This window comes from Duganella caerulea (assembly GCF_040362985.1).
Taxonomy (GTDB): domain Bacteria; phylum Pseudomonadota; class Gammaproteobacteria; order Burkholderiales; family Burkholderiaceae_D; genus Rugamonas; species Rugamonas vulcania.
The window spans coordinates 376,796-393,654 of the sequence record NZ_BPWJ01000002.1 but is presented as its reverse complement, the minus strand read 5'-3'; the positions used below and the strand labels follow the sequence as shown (position 1 = coordinate 393,654).

At 65.5% G+C, this 16,859-nt stretch carries 9 protein-coding genes; all 9 read right to left on the bottom strand.

Annotated features, from left to right (window positions below):
• Nucleotides 1-5 precede the first annotated feature (5 nt).
• Nucleotides 6-3,806 (bottom strand): GH36-type glycosyl hydrolase domain-containing protein, encoded by a 3,801-nt coding sequence (locus ACUJB0_RS06550; RefSeq protein ID WP_444844522.1) that lies wholly within the window; start codon nt 3,804-3,806, stop codon nt 6-8.
• A 4-nt stretch (nt 3,807-3,810) separates the two neighbouring features.
• On the bottom strand, nt 3,811-5,169 hold the full coding sequence (locus tag ACUJB0_RS06545) for a GH1 family beta-glucosidase (RefSeq protein ID WP_444844521.1): 1,359 nt from the start codon (nt 5,167-5,169) through the stop codon (nt 3,811-3,813).
• A 24-nt stretch (nt 5,170-5,193) separates the two neighbouring features.
• A complete protein-coding gene (locus ACUJB0_RS06540; RefSeq protein WP_444844520.1) occupies nt 5,194-8,403 on the bottom strand; it encodes a discoidin domain-containing protein in 3,210 nt (1,069 codons plus the stop codon).
• Complete coding sequence (locus ACUJB0_RS06535; protein WP_444844519.1) at nt 8,400-9,230, bottom strand: carbohydrate ABC transporter permease; 831 nt, start codon at nt 9,228-9,230, stop codon at nt 8,400-8,402. The genes ACUJB0_RS06540 and ACUJB0_RS06535 overlap by 4 nt, the downstream gene beginning before the upstream one ends.
• Complete coding sequence (locus tag ACUJB0_RS06530; protein WP_444844518.1) at nt 9,227-10,102, bottom strand: carbohydrate ABC transporter permease; 876 nt, start codon at nt 10,100-10,102, stop codon at nt 9,227-9,229. Before ACUJB0_RS06530 ends, ACUJB0_RS06535 begins: the two co-directional genes overlap by 4 nt.
• Nucleotides 10,099-11,361, bottom strand: coding sequence for a sugar ABC transporter substrate-binding protein (locus ACUJB0_RS06525; protein WP_444844517.1), 1,263 nt, complete (start codon nt 11,359-11,361; stop codon nt 10,099-10,101). The genes ACUJB0_RS06530 and ACUJB0_RS06525 overlap by 4 nt, the downstream gene beginning before the upstream one ends.
• 2 nt (nt 11,362-11,363) lie before the next feature.
• The gene (locus ACUJB0_RS06520; RefSeq protein ID WP_444844516.1) at nt 11,364-12,794 is read right to left on the bottom strand and encodes a glucoamylase family protein; all 1,431 of its coding nucleotides are present in this window, start codon (nt 12,792-12,794) and stop codon (nt 11,364-11,366) included.
• Between the two features lie 99 nt (nt 12,795-12,893).
• The gene (locus ACUJB0_RS06515) at nt 12,894-15,749 is read right to left on the bottom strand and encodes a TonB-dependent receptor (RefSeq protein WP_444844515.1); all 2,856 of its coding nucleotides are present in this window, start codon (nt 15,747-15,749) and stop codon (nt 12,894-12,896) included.
• Between the two features lie 53 nt (nt 15,750-15,802).
• Complete coding sequence (locus ACUJB0_RS06510; RefSeq protein ID WP_444844514.1) at nt 15,803-16,816, bottom strand: LacI family DNA-binding transcriptional regulator; 1,014 nt, start codon at nt 16,814-16,816, stop codon at nt 15,803-15,805.
• Between the last annotated feature and the right edge of the window lie 43 nt (nt 16,817-16,859).

The following is a 16,859-nucleotide window of genomic DNA, read 5'->3' as shown; positions in this document are numbered from 1 at the left end:
CCCTGTTAGCCCAGCACCAGTTCGACGCGATGCGCCGCACCGTCGCGCAGCATCGGTATGCGCGCGACACCGCCGTGCACCGCCAGCGACACGCCATCCAGCGCGGCGTGCAGCACGGAGCCCGCGCGGCGCTGCGGATTGCGCACGACGATCTCGTAGCTGCCGCCAGCATCCGGCAGCTGATGGCGGATGGTGAACTCGGGCCACTCGTCCGGAATACGGGGCGCCAGCACGATGGTGTCGCCGCCCTCGATGCGGAAGCCAAGCACCGACTCCAGTCCCACGCGATACATCCATCCCGAAGAGCCGGTGTACCACGTCCAGCCGCCGCGTCCGACGTGCGGCGCTTCGCCGTAGATGTCGGCAGCGATCACGTAGGGCTCGACCTGATACACCGCCACCGCGGCGGGGTCCAGCGCGTGGCTGACGGGGCTGAGCATCTCCAGCAGTGTCGCAGCGCGGTCGCGGCGCCCCGCCTCGGCCATCGCCCGCACGGCCCAGCAGGCAGCGTGCGTGTACTGGCCGCCGTTCTCGCGCACGCCCGCCACGTAGCCCTTGATGTAACCGGGATCGTTCGGCGTGTTGACGAAAGCTGGCGTCAGCAGGCGTATCAGCTTGTCCGGTTCGGACACCAGGCGCTGCTCCATCGCATCGAGCGCCTGGTTGGCGCGCTGCGGCGGCGCCACCTCAGAGATGATGGCCCAGGCCTGGGCCAGCGCATCGATCTGGCATTCGTCGCTCTCCCTGGAGCCGATCACCGCGCCGTTATCGTAAAAGGCGCGGCGGTACCATTCGCCATCCCAGCCATCGGCGTTCAACGCGTGATCCAGATGGTCGTGGTAGGCGCGGTAGAACTTCACGCGCGTGCTGTCGCCACGCTTCTCGCAAATCGGCAGGAAGTCCTTGATGATGCGGGACAGGAAAAAGCCCATCCACACGCTTTCGCCGCGCCCTTCCCGGCCGACGCGATTCATGCCATCGTTCCAGTCGCCCGTGCCCATCAGCGGCAGGCCATGCGCGCCCTGTGTCAGCGAGCGGTCCAACGCACGGCAGCAATGCTCGTAGACGTCGCCGCTGATTCCGGACAGTTCAGGCTTCAGGTACACCTCGTCCTCGCCATCCTTCAGCAGCGGCGCGGTCAGGAACGGCTCCACTTCATCGAGCACGCTCCAATCGCCGGTGGTGTTGATGTAGAAAGCCGTGATGTAGGGCAGCCATAGCAGATCGTCCGAGAAGCGCGTGCGCAGGCCCTGCTCCATCGGCGCAGTGTGCCACCAGTGCAGCACATCGCCTTCCACAAACTGGTGCGCGGCGTGTATGCGGATCTGCTGGCGCGTCAGGTCCGGGCGGGCGTAGATCATCGCGCTGGAATCCTGCAGTTGGTCGCGGTAGCCCAGCGCTCCACCGGATTGGTAGAACGCCGAGCGGCCCCAGATGCGGCAGCTCAGGTTTTGATAGGCCAGCCAGCCGTTCTGCATCAGGTCCACGGCGGGAGCCGGCGTGGTCACCTGCACCGCGCCGACGGTATGGCGCCAGAATGCCGTGATCTCATCGAACGCCTTTTGCACCGCGCCCGGTTCGCGGTAGCGCCGCACCAGATCCAGCGCGGCCTTGCGTTCCACCGTTTCGCCCAGCAGGAATACGCATTCCAGCGTGGCGCCTGGCGCCAGTTCATGCACCGTCTGGAGCGCAGCGCAGGGATCAAGGCCGGCGCCGGTGGCGCCGTCTAGCCGGGGTGCCGCCAGCGCGGCCGGATTCGCCGGGCTGCCGTGACGGCCGATGAAGGCGGCGCGGTCGGCGCTGTGATAGACGGCGGCGCCAGCGCCAGCCAGGGCGGCGGCGAACGTCACGCCGTCGGCGAACTGGCCGGCCAGCGGATTATGAGCCAGCAGCACGCCGCTGGCGTCATGCTCGGTGACGACGAAACGGCTGCTGTCGGCCGGTGTGCCGCCCAGCACCAGGCGCTGGTAGGAGAACAACGACAGCCTGCGGGCAGCACCACCGCGATTGGTCACGCACACGCGCACGATCTTCACCGGATCATGGCGCGGCACGAACATGACGGTTTCCTGCTCGAGCTGGTGGCTGGCGTGACGGAAGCGCGAATAACCAAATCCATGTGCGGCCTCGTAGCCGGCGCCGGCGGGCACCGGGCCGGGAAGCGGCGACCAGAATGCTCCGCTGTCCTCGTCGCGCAGATAGAGCGCTTCGCCGTGAGGATCGCGGATCGGGTCGTTGTACCACGGGGTCAGGCGATGCACACGGCTGTTGCGGCTCCATGTATAGCCTGCGCCGCTCTCGCTGACCAGGAAGCCGAAGCCTTCGTTGGAGATGGCGTTGGTCCACGCCAGCGGTGGCCGGTGCAGGCCGCGCTCCGCATCCCAGTTCATGCGAATCACATACTCGTCGCCCGCCTCGGAGAAGCCGCCATTACCGTTGAAGAAGCGCAGCAGCGGCCTGCCCGGCAGCGCGGAGGGTCCATCGGCCAGCGTCGCCGGCATCCGGGGCGGAGTGTGGGCCGCGCCGTCGACGTCACCCAGCGCGGGCAAGCCTCCGCGTACGATCAGCAAGGCGTTCAGTTCGATGTGCGCCATCTCGGCCGGTGGAATCTCGTCCGGCCTGCGTTGATAGACGCCCTCCTGCTGCGGCACGCGGCCATCGGCCACCAGCAGCACGTTCAGCGGCACGCCCAACGCGGCCCAGTAGCGGCGCGCGCGCAGCATCAGATCGACGCTCGCGTCAACGCGGCCCACACTGCGCAGCAGTATCATCGGGCCAGCCGGCAAATCGGAGCTCCTCGTGCCGGTCGCCTCGGTGGAGCCGCTGACCACCGCGCTGGCGATGGCCGCCGTCGATGCCGGCACGCGCACAGCCGACTGACCGTACAACATGGCGGCCACCAGGCGCTGGCAATACTCGGCCTGTGTATCTGTGAGCCCGATCCGCTGCTGCAACGCGCTGCCTGCGGCGCGCGCGGCGTCGAACAGCGGCTGGCCGCCGGCGTCCATCGCCGATGTCAGCGCCAATGCCTGATCGCGGCCCGGCGCCGCGCCCAGCATGAAGACCAGCCGTACCTGTTCTCCCGGCCGGAGCACAACGCGGCGGCGCAGGCTGAAGGCGGGATCGAGCACATTGCCGACGCTGTCGGACAGCTCGCTGTCCAAGCCCGCCGGCGCGCGCAGATCGCGTCCACGGCCGATAAAGCGGGTGCGGTCCGTCTCGTATCCGGCCGCGGCGCCACCGGCCGCGGCGTGCACCATCCACAGGCCGGCCGCCCCTTCGCCACGGGGTCGGCGCCGCGCCAGCAAGGCGCCGGTGGCGGCGTCGAACTCCGTCTGTACAAACAGTTTGGAGAACGCAGGGTGCGAGGCCTCATCGGACTGGCGATTGAGCACGACCTCCAGGTAGCTGGTCACCTCGATCGTGCGCTCGATGTCCGACAAATTATTCAGCAAGACGCTGCGCAGCTCCACGTTCCGCTGCGGATCGACGGCGATTCCCATGCGCGCCTCGATGCCATGGGCGACCACGCCGATCCAGCAGCTGCCCGCATCGCCGCCTGCCCAACGCCGCACGCCGGCGGCATCCGCCGCGCCGGGCTGCGCGGCCAGCGACCAAAGCTGGCCGCTCGCGGCGTCGCGCAGATAGAAGAAATAGCCCTCCGCATCCTCGATGCGGTCGCCGCTCCAGCGCGACAGCATGGTATCGCCAACGCGACTGAAGCCGGTGCCGGCGCCGGTGATCAATGTAGTAAAGCTGCCGTTGGACAGCAGTTGCGCGTGACGCGACAGTTCAGGAGTAGGCATGGTGTTAACCCGGTTGGTTCAGGCAGGCGCCATTGCTGGCGACGATGTCGGCATACAGCAGCGCGCTGTCCTTCAAGGTACGCTGCTGGGTTTCGAAGTTGACATGGATGATGCCGAAGCGCTTGGAAAATCCCAGCGACCATTCGAGGTTGTCCAGCAGCGACCACACCATGTAGCCGCGCAGGTCCACGCCCAGCTCCAGCGCCGCGTGCAGCGCGCCCATGTTCTTGCGCAGGCAACTCACGCGCAGCGGATCGTGCACCCGCCCATCCTCGGCCTGCGGCGGGTCGTAGAAGGCGGAGCCGTTCTCCATCACATACAGCGGCGTGTCGCCGTAGCGCTGCTTGAAGTTGACCAGTGTGTCGGTCAGGCCTTGCGGGAACACCTCCCAGCCGGTTTCCGTATAGGTGGCCTGCGTCTGGCGAACCGGCGCAACACGCAGCGGCCAGTGCGCCGCCTCGTGGCGCACCACGCTGCGGGTGTAGTAGTTGATGCCGACGAAGTCCAGCTTCTGGCCGATCAGGTCGAAATCGGCGGCGGGCCAGTCAGGCCATGCCTCGCCGAAGATCTCCTTCATCTCCGGCGGATAAGCGCCGAGGAAGATCGGGTCCAGGTATTGGCGGTTCATGTAGGCGTCGGCGCGGCGGGTCGCATCCAGGTCGGCCTGCGACTGGCTGGCCGGATATTTTGGTTCGATGTTGACGACGATGCCGATCTGGTACTTGCCCTCTTCGCGGTAAGCCTTGACGGCGCTGCCGTGCGCGCGCATCAGGTTATGGCTGGCCAGCGCCGCCTCGTGCAGGTTGCGATGGCCGGGAGCGAGCGTGCCATGCAGGTAGCCGCCGTCCGTCACCACCCACGGCTCGTTCAGCGTGGCCCAGGATTTGACGCGCCCATCGAAGGCACGGAACAGCACGCGCGCGTAGTCGGTGAACCAGTCGGCGATATCAGGATTGAGCCAGCCGCCGCGATCATCCAGTGCCGCCGGCAGATCCCAGTGGTACAGCGTCACCATCGGCTCGATGCCGTTGGCGAGGAGCTCGTCGATCAGGCGGCTGTAGAAATCCAGGCCGGCCTGGTTCACCGCGCCGCGGCCTTGAGGCAGGATGCGGCTCCACGATACGCTGAAACGATAGGCCTTCAATCCCAGCTTGACCATCAGCGCCACGTCTTCCTTGTAGCGGTTGTAGTGGTCGCAAGCGATATCGCCGTGGTGGCCGTCGCGCACATTCCCGGGCACCGCGCAGAAACGCTGCCAGATGCTGGCTCCCGCGCCATCGGCCAGCGGCGATCCTTCGATCTGATAGGCCGACGTGGCGCTGCCCCACAGGAAGTTGGCTGGAAATTGAATGGCTTTGTTCATGTAAAAATCCCTTTGAGGCGGAAGTTAAAACGGTGCGGCGTCAATCTGCAAAACCGCTGGAAGACTGTTGATCGTGATCTGCTTGCCCTGCAAGGCCGCAGGCTGCCCGTTCAGGCGCACGGCGCCCGGCGTGCCGGCCCAGGGCCAGTTGTAAATCACGCCGCCGGGCGGCATACGTCGCATGGCTTCTATGCGCAGCGTGAGCTGGCCGCCCTGCGCCGCCAGCGTGTAGCTGAGCGGGCCGTACGGCGTGCGCAGGCCGTGCAGCCCTATGCCGTCGCCTTGCAACCAGGCGTTGGGGATGCCCTCGCCCAGCAGCAGCGCGTGGTCGGATTCACGTTCGTAGGCGAACGAGTCGAGTGCGGCGCGGATGTAATCGGAAGAGATCCATCCGTGCGGCATATCGCCAAGGAAGCGCGGCTGGCGCGCATCGCGGCCGACCACTTCGGCCCACTGGTTCCATGCGGCCGGGCGTTGATCGGCGTAGAAGTAGTCCAACAGCTCGGCGGCGCGCTCGCGCCAGCCCAGGCGGATGAAGGCGCTGACGTTGCGCAGTTCATAGGGCGTGTAGTCGTCCCATGCTTTGCTGCCGTCGCGGCGGGCGCGGAAGAAGTCCCAGTATTTTTCGTAGGTCGCCCGCAGCATCGCCGGCGGCAGTTGCTGCTGTTCGCCGCCTGGCGTCAATGCGATGGTGGACGAGGTGGGATCGAAGTCGCCCAGCTCCGCAGCGCCGGGCATGTAGTTCACTTTGTGCGCGGCGGTGCTGGCGGCCAGCGATGCATACAGGTCGCGGCGGAATTCGTCTCGCTGGGCCGAGAGCCGTTGTGCGGCGGCGCTGTCGCCCAATATCGCCGCCATGTCGGCCGCGTCCTTGTAGCCGCGCAGTGCCCAAAAGTCGTCCCAGTAGGAGTGCATCGGCTTTTCGGAGTAGCCTTCATGGCTGATCGAGGCCGGCATCAGGCCAAAGAGCGAGCGGCGTTCCGCTGTCCGGTTGGCGTCCGTGCGTTCGGACTGGCGCAAAGATTCCATGTAGCGCGCGGCGGCGTCCATGCGCGGCCAGGCTGTTGCCAGCGCGGCTTTGTCCTGCGTGTAGCGATACAGTTCGGCGGCGAGGAAGACCAGTTGGCCGTGGCTGTCGTTTTCCGGTACAGGATCGGCGCCACGGCGGTCGACGCAGCATGGCACTTTGCCGCTGTCGAACTGGTACGGCGCGTACCAGCGCAGGTAGTCGGCGGCGATTTCCGGCTGACCAAGCCGCAGCAGCGCTTCGGACATCATGGCGCCGTCGCGTATCCAGGAGCGGCGGTAGGAGCGTGTGCCCGGCTGCAGCGCCGCGCCTTCGCGGGTCATCAGGATGTGGGCCAGCGATGAACGCAGCGTGTCGGCCATGTGCTGGCCGGCAGGTGGCATGCGGAGCGTGACCTGATTCAGCCTGGTGCGCCATTCGTTCGCCACTCTTTCCTGCTCACTCGACAGCCAGGCGGCGCGCGCGCCTTCCGGTGCGAGGGCATTGGCGCCGCCGGCCATCGGCAGGACGGCTCCCAGCACCACGCTACCGTGCGGCGGCAACGTGATCTCATAGGTCAGCGCGGCCGAGGCCATGCCCGTGTCGTCGTGCGCGGTTCGTGCGATGGCGGTTCGCGCGACGCTGGTTCGCTCGACGGCAGTTGGCCCGATGCTGGTTGACGCGAGGGGCCGGGACTCGAGCGACGCGGCAGCGCCAGCATCGCCCGGCAGCAGGCCGGCATCGAACGAGGCCAGCGCCACGCTGGCAGGACGCTCCAGCGGATAGACCTTGGCGTCGCCGTTGACGGTCAACGCTTTGCCATCCCACGCCAGGTCGTTGATCGCGCTGAAGCCGCCCGGCGTGTTGAGGAACTGGCGTGGCGCGTTCACCTGGAAGGGCCGCACGGCTAGCACCAGTTTCAATTTCCTGCGTGTGCCAGAGCGGTTTTTCAGTTCGTAGCGAGCCAGCAGTTGCGACAATGCCGGCGTGCCTGCCGCCGCTGCGGTCACGTCCAGCGTCCATGAGGGATGCAGCCACCGTACCGTGGGTACGGGCAGATAGCCGTCGCGCAGGCTCTGGGTGACTTTGACGTCGGCCCAGCTCACCAGCTTTCCGCCGTCCTCGACGAAAGGCTCGACCGAGAAGCCGCCCTGGCGCGCCTCGATGGCGCCGTCCTCGGAAATGAGCGCGCTATGATCGCCGCCGCCGTCCACGCCCACCAGCGTCCAGTAAGGCTGCTGGCCCGAGAAGCCGCGCGGATACGTGCCGCGCTGCGCGCTTTGCGCGACTGCGGAAATGAAATCGTTGGGCGTGGCGCCGTAGGCCAGGTCTTTCAGCTCCACTTCAGCCAACGCATAGTTGGCTGCCGGGCCGTCGTGCAGGACGAGGCGGATGTAACGCGCTTCCGATTCCGGCAACCGCAGCGGATCGTCGCCGCCGTTGCCGTCGATGACGCGGCGCACCATGCGCCAACTGGCACCATCGCTGGACAGTTCAATATCGTAGCGGCGCGCATAACGGCGGCCCTGCCAATGCAGCACCAGCCCGCCGAATTCGCGCTCGGCACCAAGGTCGATCACCAGCTGCTGCCGTTTGCCCGCTGCGCTGATCCAGGCTGTCGACGGATTGCCGTCCAATGCCAGCGCCGCCCCGCCCTGCGAAGCCGCCGATGAGGCCTGCGCTGTCGCTTGCGGCCAAGCCTTCGGCGTGGGCGGCAGCTCGCGGATCGCCAACTGGCGGATGTAGACCGAACCGCTACCTCCACCGCTACCCGCGCTGACCACGAATTCAATGCGGTCGGCATGCGTCAATGTGTGGTCCTTGGCCGGCCCCCATGCGAACAGAATCTGGCGCTTCTTGACGCGCACCAGTTGCCACTGTTTTGGAAAAGCGTAGTTCTGCTGCTGGAACCACCAGACGTTGTCGCCACTGGCGTCGGTCAGCTTGAACTCGAAGTGATTGACCGGCGCATCGGCGCGGATGTAGAACGATATCTCGTAGTTCTCCGGCAGATCGAGCGGCAGGCTGCGACGCGCGAAGGCATAGCCGCCACGGCCCGCGAAGTCGAAATCCAGCCGCAGACCGCCGTCGGCGGCGCTGGCCCTGGACAGCACGCCATCCGAAGCCTGCGCCTGCCACAGGGCGATATTCGAAAAATCGTCGAGCACCCCGGCGTGCGCCGCCACCGTGATCCAGAACGCGGCCAATAGTGTGAAGAGACGCATCATCCCTTGACGCTCCCCACCAGCAAGCCCTGTATGTAGTACCGCTGCAGGCCAAGGAACAACAGCAGCACCGGCAGGATGGTCAGCACCGAGCCGGCCATCATCAACTCATTGTCCTGCACGTGCTCACGCGACAGCGACGCCAGCGCCACCGGCAGCGTGTACAAGTCCTTGTCGGTCAGGACGATCAACGGCCACATGAAATCGTTCCACGTGCCGAGGAATGTGAAGATCCCCAGCGTGACCAGGATGGGCGTCAGCAGCGGCAGCACGATGATGCGGAAGATCTGGAACTCGCTGGCGCCGTCCATGCGCGCCGCCTCCAGCAACGCGTCCGGTATCGTCAACGCATACTGCCGCACCAGGAAGATACCGAAGATGCCCGCCATCGCCGGCACCAGCACGGCGCCGTAGCTGTTCACCAGCCCCATATACTTCAGCAGCAAGAACAGCGGCAGCATCGCCACCTGGCTCGGTATCACCAGCGCGCCGAGCATCGCCTTGAAGATGCGGTCCCGCCCCTGGAAGCGCAGTTTGGCGAATGCATAGCCGGCGCTGACATTGAACAGCAATGACAGCAGCGTCGCCGCGCAAGAAAGCAGCACGCTGTTGAGCAGGTACTGGCCGATGCCCGCGTGGCTGAACAACTCGCGATAGTTATGCAAGGTGGCGGAGCGCGGCAGCATGGGCAACGGGAAATTGCTCGATTCGCCCGGCGCCATTAGCGATGTCGACACCATCCACCACAGCGGGAACAGCGTCAACGCGCCTGCACCCAGCATCAGGACGTTGAGCAGCAGCGCGCGCGGCTTATTTTGCAAGGCGCTCATGCATCCACTCCCTTGGCGACGCGCAGCTGCAGCAGCGTGACGCAGAACATGATCGCGAACAGGATGAAGGCCACGGCGGACGCCGCGCCCAGGTTCCACCACTTGAAGCCCTGCTCATACATGAAGTACAACACGCTGACCGTGCTTTGCACCGGTCCGCCCTGCGTCATCACATATGGCTCGGCGAACAGCTGGAAGTAGGCGGACATGCTCAGGATGCTGACCATCAGCAGCGTTGGCCCGAGCATCGGCCAGGTGATGTAGCGGAACTGCTGCCACACGCCCGCGCCGTCCAGGCCCGCCGCCTCGTACAGATCGTCCGGGATGCTTTGCAGCCCGGCCAGGAAGATGATCATGTTGTAGCCGAAGTTCTTCCACAACGCGAACAGGATAATCGCCGGCATCGCCCAGTGCGGATCGTTGAGCCAGTCCACCGGCGAGATGCCCAGCAATTCCAGGCCGTGGTTGACCATGCCGTAGCGCGTGTGCAGCAGGTAGCGCCAGATCACCGCCACCGCCACCAGCGACGTCACTACCGGCGCAAAGAAGGCGGTGCGGAACAGGCCCTTGAAGCGCGTCAGCCGCGAGTGCAGCAGCAGCGCGGCGCCCAGCGAGGCGGCGATCGACAGCGGCACGCCCACCACGACGAAGTACAAGGTATTGCCCAAGGCCTGCCAGAACAGCGGCGTTTGCAGCAGCTCGATGTAATTGCGCAGGCCGACGAAGCGCAGGTTGCGCAGGTCGGCCAGTGCGTAGATATCGAAGTCGGTCAGGCTCATGACCAAGGCCGCCAGCACCGGCAGGAAGAAGAAAACGCCGATGACCAGCAGCGCCGGTCCGGCGAAACACCAGGCAGCGCGCTGCGAGTTCATTTGCCCTCCTTCCGCGCCAGCATCCAGCGGCGCTTTTCGAGGATATGGTCGGCCTTCGCATCCAGTTCGGCGGCGGCCTGGTCGACCGTCAGCTCGCCGTGCGTTACGCGCTCGGTCACCAGGCGCATCTCGGTCGCGATCTGCTCCCACTCCGGTACCTTGGGCGCCGGCTTGACGCGCTCCAGCTGCTCGCCGAATGCTTGGGCGTACTTGTCCTCGGCGAGGCGCGGATGCGACCAGTTGCTGCGGCGTGGCGGCAGGTCGCCGGTCAGCTCATGGAAGCGCGCCATGGTGTCGGTGCGCGACAGGTATTCGATCAGTTGCCAGCCCTCGCGCTGGTGTTTGGACGATGCGGCCAGCACCAGGCTGGAGCCGCCCGCCACCGATGCCGCAGGCCCCGAAGGACCTGGCAGGATGGCCGTCATCCAGCTGTCCTGCTGGTCCGCGGGCAGGCGGCGTTTGAACTCGCCCATATTCCACGGACCGGAAATGTAGAACGACACATAGCCCATGCCGAATTCGTGATACACATTGGTGATGCGGTTCAGCGGCGCCAGCTTCTGCGCATACATGTCCGCATACAGCTGCAGGCTGCGGCGGAATCCCGGCGTGCGGAAATTGCCATACCGGCCGCCGTCGCGCAGCAGCGGCTCGTCCTGCTGCAGGGCCAGCGCCAGCAGCGGTTCGAATTCGTCGCTGGGCAGCAGGATCGCATAGTTGTCCGGGCCGACGATGCGCTTGATCGCGGTCATCGCCTTCATCCAGTCCTCCCAGGTCTGCGGAGGCTTCGCGTAGCCGGCGCGGGCCAGCATGTCGCGGCGGTAGAACATCACGCGCGTGTCGACATACCAGGGCACGCCCCACAGCTTGCCGTCGACGATGTTGGTGTCCCAGATGCCGGGGAAGTAGTCGGCCCGCGTGACATGCTGCGATGTCGCCACCTCGCCGTCCAGCGCGCGCAAGGCGCCGATGGCTTTGAACTCGGGCACCCACGTATTCCCGAGCTGGAAAATGTCCGGCATGACTTCGCCGGCGAACGCGGTCAGCAGCTTTTCATGCGCGGCGGTCCACGGCAGTTGCTGCACTTCGACGCGCACGCCGGGATGGGTGCGTTCGAACTCCGGCATCAGGGCGGTGACCACCTCGCCCTCGCGGCCCATGGCCCAGAACTTCAGCACCACGCCTTCCTCCCGGCGCGGGGCGCAGGAGGACAGCAGCGCGGCAAAGGCCAGCACCAGCAGGACCAGAGAAAAACGCATCTTCATTTCGACAGCCAGCCACCGGTGAAGCCTGCGCGTTCAAGCCCGCGACGGATGGCGGGGTTGCCGCGCATGACGCGCCAAACCAGATCGCTGCGGTAGTTCTCGGTCATGGCGATGATCGGGCCCTGGTCGATGCCGAGGTAGTCGTTGTCCACCCAGCCTTTGCCGGCCACCACGCGGCCCTGCTGCAGCGGCACCTTGTAGTCGAAGCTCGGATTGAACGCGTCCAGGAAGCCATAGCGGTCGTAGATGAAGTCTCCATAGCGCTGCTTCATTTCCAGCACGGCGGGGATGACGATCTCCGGCGCGAACGGCAGCGACGCGGCGGCGGCGGTTGGCGCCAGCGTGCAGTCGTCGTAGGTTTTCAGGCCGCCGATGCCACGCGCCGCGTAGGTGCGGAACGGCAGCTTCTGGCCTTCGTAGTCCAGCGTCTTGTCGACCGGGCCATCGCTGGCGGTGATGCCCCAGACATTGGCGCCGTAGCCTTTGCAGCGCAGCGGATTGCTGATCGCGTAGTCGCGCTGCGCATAGGTGGCGCGGCGGCTGTTTTCGAAGTAGTCGTAGCCGCGTTCGCGCATGTAGTCGTCGCGGATGTTGCGGAAGTCGATCCACACATGGCTGTACTGGTGGATGAACATGGACGGGAAGCCCAGGTGTTCCTTGTCGCCCTTGCCCTCCAGGCTTTTGGCGTAGTTGCTGGTCCATGCCTTCCACGCCTCCGGCTGCACCGGATGCGATGGCGATCCCAGTGCCAGCACGTAGATCAGCATCGCTTCGTTGTAGCCCTTCCAGTCGTAGCCGATGAAGCCCGACTCGGGATGCCAGCCCAGCGCGATGGAAGGCTTGCGCGCCTGCGCCCAAGTCCAGTCCACACGCTCGTAGATTTCCGTCGCCAGCTTGCGGATCTCCTTCTCAGCGGCGTCGTCGCCGTCGAAGTAGGATTGGGAGAACAGGGCACCGGCCAGGAACAGCGCCGTGTCCACGGTGGAGAGTTCCACGTTGTCGTTGTAGCGCAGCCCCGTCTTCATGTCGAGGAAGTGATAGAAGAAACCCTTGTAGCCGCTGGTGCTCGTGCCTTTGGCCGGGCCTTGCGGTGCATTGCGGAAGAAGCGCAGCGTGGCCAGCACACGGTCGCGCGCCTGCTGGCGCGTGATGTAGCCGCGTTCCACGCCGATCGGATACGCGGTCAAACCGAAGCCCACCGCCGCTACACTGGAGAACGACGGCGTCGGATAACGGTCCGGCACCAGGCCGTTGGCGGGGTTGGCGGTGTCCCAGAAAAAGTTGAAGGTCCGCTGTTCCAGTTGATCGAACAGCGGTGGCAGCTGGTTGTCGCGGGCGGCAACGGCGCCTGAGTACAGCGCGGAGAACACCAGGGCCAGACAGGCAAGGACTTGCGGCGTACGGCGTAAAGCAAGGGGCAATGACATGGATCGTTTTCTTCCAATGGCGAGCGCACGTGGCGCGTCAGGAAACCGCCGCTCCCATCTCACAGGGAGCGGCACCACACAACGGAACTACGGCCGGAATCAGAAGGCGTAGCGGGCGCTGAACTTCACAGTGCGCATCGGACCACCGACCGAGTTCGGCGTGCCCAGGTTCTTGTTATCGCCGCCAAACCGGTTCTGCGGGTTACCGGGGCCACCGCCCCAACCATCGTAGCCGCCGTAATTGACGCTGTTGAACAGATTGAGCACGTCGGCACGCAGCGACACTTTGCCGTAGCGGAAACCGACTTCCTTCGACACGCCGACATCGACCTGGTGGAACGCGCTGCCATTGCCCTTGGCCGACACGCAGTGATCGAAGCCGGTCGAACAATCCGTGATACGGTAAGGGAGACCGGAACCCAGCGTCAGCTTCCCGGACAACATCAACCCGAACGGCAGCACGCCGTCGCTCACGCCGGCCACCACCAGTCGATGGCGTTCGACGTCCGTCGACGGATGCCAGCCCGCGGTATTGCGGCCGTAGGTCCAGTTGAAGATATCGTTGGTCCATTCCTTGTTGGTAGTCTCGCCACGGCTGTAGGTGTAGGTCGCGCCCAGGCTCCAGGTGGAGGCCTTGGTGTATGGCTTGTCCATCTTCAGGTAGGCCGAATCGGTCTTCGCCTCGGTGATGAAGTCGCCCAGGATCAGCGTGCTGAATCCAGGCACGGAACCCCACAGCGGATCGATCGGCGACGCCGTGCCCCAGCCGCCCTGGGGATCGCGATTGCCGCCGAACCAGTTGAACTGGTTATGGCTGCGCGAATTGGTGTATCCCGCCTCGCCGTTCCACATGCCCAGCGCCTGGCGCAGGCCAAAGCTGAACTGGTCGGTGTAGGCCATCTTGTGATCGCTCTTGATCATCCAGATTTCGCCGCCGGGCTGCGCGTTCTTCTGCGATTCGTCCAGCGCGTGGTTGGCGATGGTGCGGTCGTACGCCCTGCCCCAACCCGCGAACAGCACCGAGGCGCGGTCGCCCTTGATGTCGTAGGACAGGCCCAGTCGCGGCGCCCACGCGCCCTTGAACGCCTTGCGGTTGCTGCCGGTGCTGATGTAGTCCCTGATGTTGATGCCGCCCTTGGCCAGCGACTGCGCATAGGTCTGGCCTGCGGGCGCGCCATCGCGCGGGTCCTGCTTGTCGAAGATGGCGACACGGTCGGCCGGCGTGACATAGCTGTTGTTCAGCATATTGTCTTCGTAGTCGTAGCGCAGGCCGAGATTGAGCAGCAGCTTGTTGGTGGCCTGCCAGTCGTCCTGGAAGTACAGGCCATACTGGTTGTTGGAGAAGTCCACGCCGCTGGGGGCGATGGCCTTGTCGGTGCGGATGATGCTGGCCAGGCCGGTCACGGTGTCGATGCGTTCATAGATCTGGTCCACCGCGCGGGCCGTGCCGGACAGGTCGTAGCTGATGTGCTTGACCTTGACGCCGCCCTTCATCGTATGGCCGGCCATGCCGTTGTAGGTCAGGTCGTCCTGCAGCAGCGTGCCGCTTTGCTCGCGGAACTGGTTGTTGGGCGAGCCGCCCACGATGATCACGTCGACCACGTTGTTATCGGTATTGCTGGGCGAGACCTGGTAGCGGATATACGGCGTGTTGGCGTTCGAATGCGGATTCCAGGTGTATTTTTCGTAGCCCAGGCGCGCCTCGTTGAGCCAGCGGTCGTTGCTCCACTCATGCTTGAAATCGAAGCGGTCCTCGTCGTTGCTGCGGTTGAGGACATTCTCGGCCACGCTCAATTTGGCGTCTTCCGGAATCAGGTCGGTCTCGCGGCGGATGCGGGCGGTGGCCTCGACGCGCTGGTCGCGGTCGATCTGCGCGTCCACCTTCAACAGGAACAGGTTCTCCTTGAACGACGACACCGACGAACCCTGTTGCGCCAGCAGTCCAGGCACCACGCCGGCGTTGGGCAGCAGGTCGGTGCGTTGCGCCACCACTTGGCGCGGACTGTCGATTTTCTTGCCTTCATACGCGAAGAAGAAGTGCGCCACGTCCTGCTTGATCGGACCGCCCAGCGTCACGCCGTACTGGTCCTGCGACGATGCCGGACGCGATATGCCCTGCCGCTCGGCGGCCTTCTGGAACGGATCGAGCGCGGTCAGGTTGGTGCCGGTGTGGTCCCAGAACACGTCGCCGTGAAGCTGATTGCCGCCGGACTTGGTGACGGCGGTGATCGCCGCGCTGGATACCTGGTCATACTCCGCCTTGTAGTTCTGCGAAATGACCTTGTACTCGGCCACCGCCGATTGCGGGAACGGATTGCCACGGCTGGAATCGAGGCCGGAGACGCCGCCGCGCAGGATGTTGTTCTTCTGGCTGACGCCATCGATGAAGACGTTGACGTTGTCCTGGTTCTGCGCGCCGCTCTGCACCTTGACGTTGCCGCTGTTGTCGACGTTGAAGCGCACGCCCGGCGCCAGGTCGGCGAAGGACAGGAAATTGCGCGTCACCTGCGGCAGCTTCTCGATCTGCTCACGCGAGACCGCGGTGCCGATCTCGGAACCGGCGACATCGCGCCGCGTGGCCGAACCGGTGATCACCACCTGCTGCACGCCGCCCTGCAAGGCCAGGTTGACCTGGCTGGTCTGGCCGACGCTGACGGTGACCAGTTCCGCCTTCTGCTCACCGACCCTGATCTCGTAGGTGCCGGGGGCGACCCCGCTCAACACATAGCTGCCGTCGGCGCGCGTGACGGTGCGGTAGACATAGCCATTGAGCTGGTTGGTGGCGCTGACCGCCGCACCGGCCGACGGCGCCGCGTTGGCGGCCGTGACCTGGCCCTGGATGGTGGCGCTGCTCAGTTGTGCGCCGGCGTAGGGTGCGGCCAGCAAGGCGGCGGCCAGCGAGGCCGCCATGACGGACAGGCGTAAAGCGGGTAGATGTCGTGTGCTTGTTTTCATGTTTGTCTCCTGATTTTTGTTGTGTGAATCTAGGCATGAAGCGGAACTGCGATTTATGTGGGTGTGCTCTCCCCTGTCGACGCGCGGGCCACCAGCTCTGCGCCCAGCGTCTGCGCGCTTGCGGGCACGCTGCCCGGCTGGCCGATCTTGGCGACCAGGCTTTCCAGCGCCCGCACACCCAGATCGGCAATCGGAACTCGAACGGTTGTCAGCGCCGGGCTGACATACCGCGCAATCGGAATATCGTCGAAGCCCGCAAGGGCCATGTCTTGCGGCAGCCGCAGGCCGCCCTGCTTGAGCGTCAGCAGCGCGCCGATGGCCATCATGTCGTTGGCGGCGAACAGCGCGTCGGGGCGCTGGCCAGCGTCCATCTCCAGCAGCGCCTGGCCGACGGCCTGGCCGGACTGCTCGGAGAAGTCGCCTTCGAAGACGTGTTCGGCGGCGCCCGGCGCCAGCTCGGACAGCGCGGCGCGGTAGCCGCGCAAACGCTCCTGCGCCTCGAAGTTCCCGGACGGCCCGGCAAGGAAGGCGATGCGGCGATATCCGCCCTCGATGAGGTGCGCGACCATGGCGTGCGCGCCGCTGTAGTTGTCGACCGAGATGGACGGATACTGGGTGCCGCCGGCGGCGGTGTTCATCAATACGATGGGCAGGTCTTCCGGCAGGTTATCGGACAGGAAGGCGGCGTCGACGTGGGGCGACATCACCAGCAGGCCGTCAACCCGGCCGCGCATGGCGCGGATCGCCAGCGCCGCTTCGTCGGCGTCGCCGTGCAGGCTGGAGACCATCAGATGCAAGCCGCGGCGGCGCGCCGCGCCGTCTATGCCGCGTATCATCTCCGAGAAGAATTCGCCGTACAGGTCCGGCAGCAGCACGCCGATGGTGTTGGTGAAGCTGGTGGTCAGGCTGCGCGCGCCCACGTGCGGCATGTAGCGCATGCGCTTGACCACCGCCAGAATGTGCTTGCGGGTGTCGTCGGTGATGCTGGCATGGCCGTTCAGCGCGCGCGAAACGGATGCGACGGAAACGCCCGCCTCTTGTGCCACATCCTTGATGGTGATCGCCATTGATACCCTTTTGAATTGAATGTAACCGGTTACATTACGATCA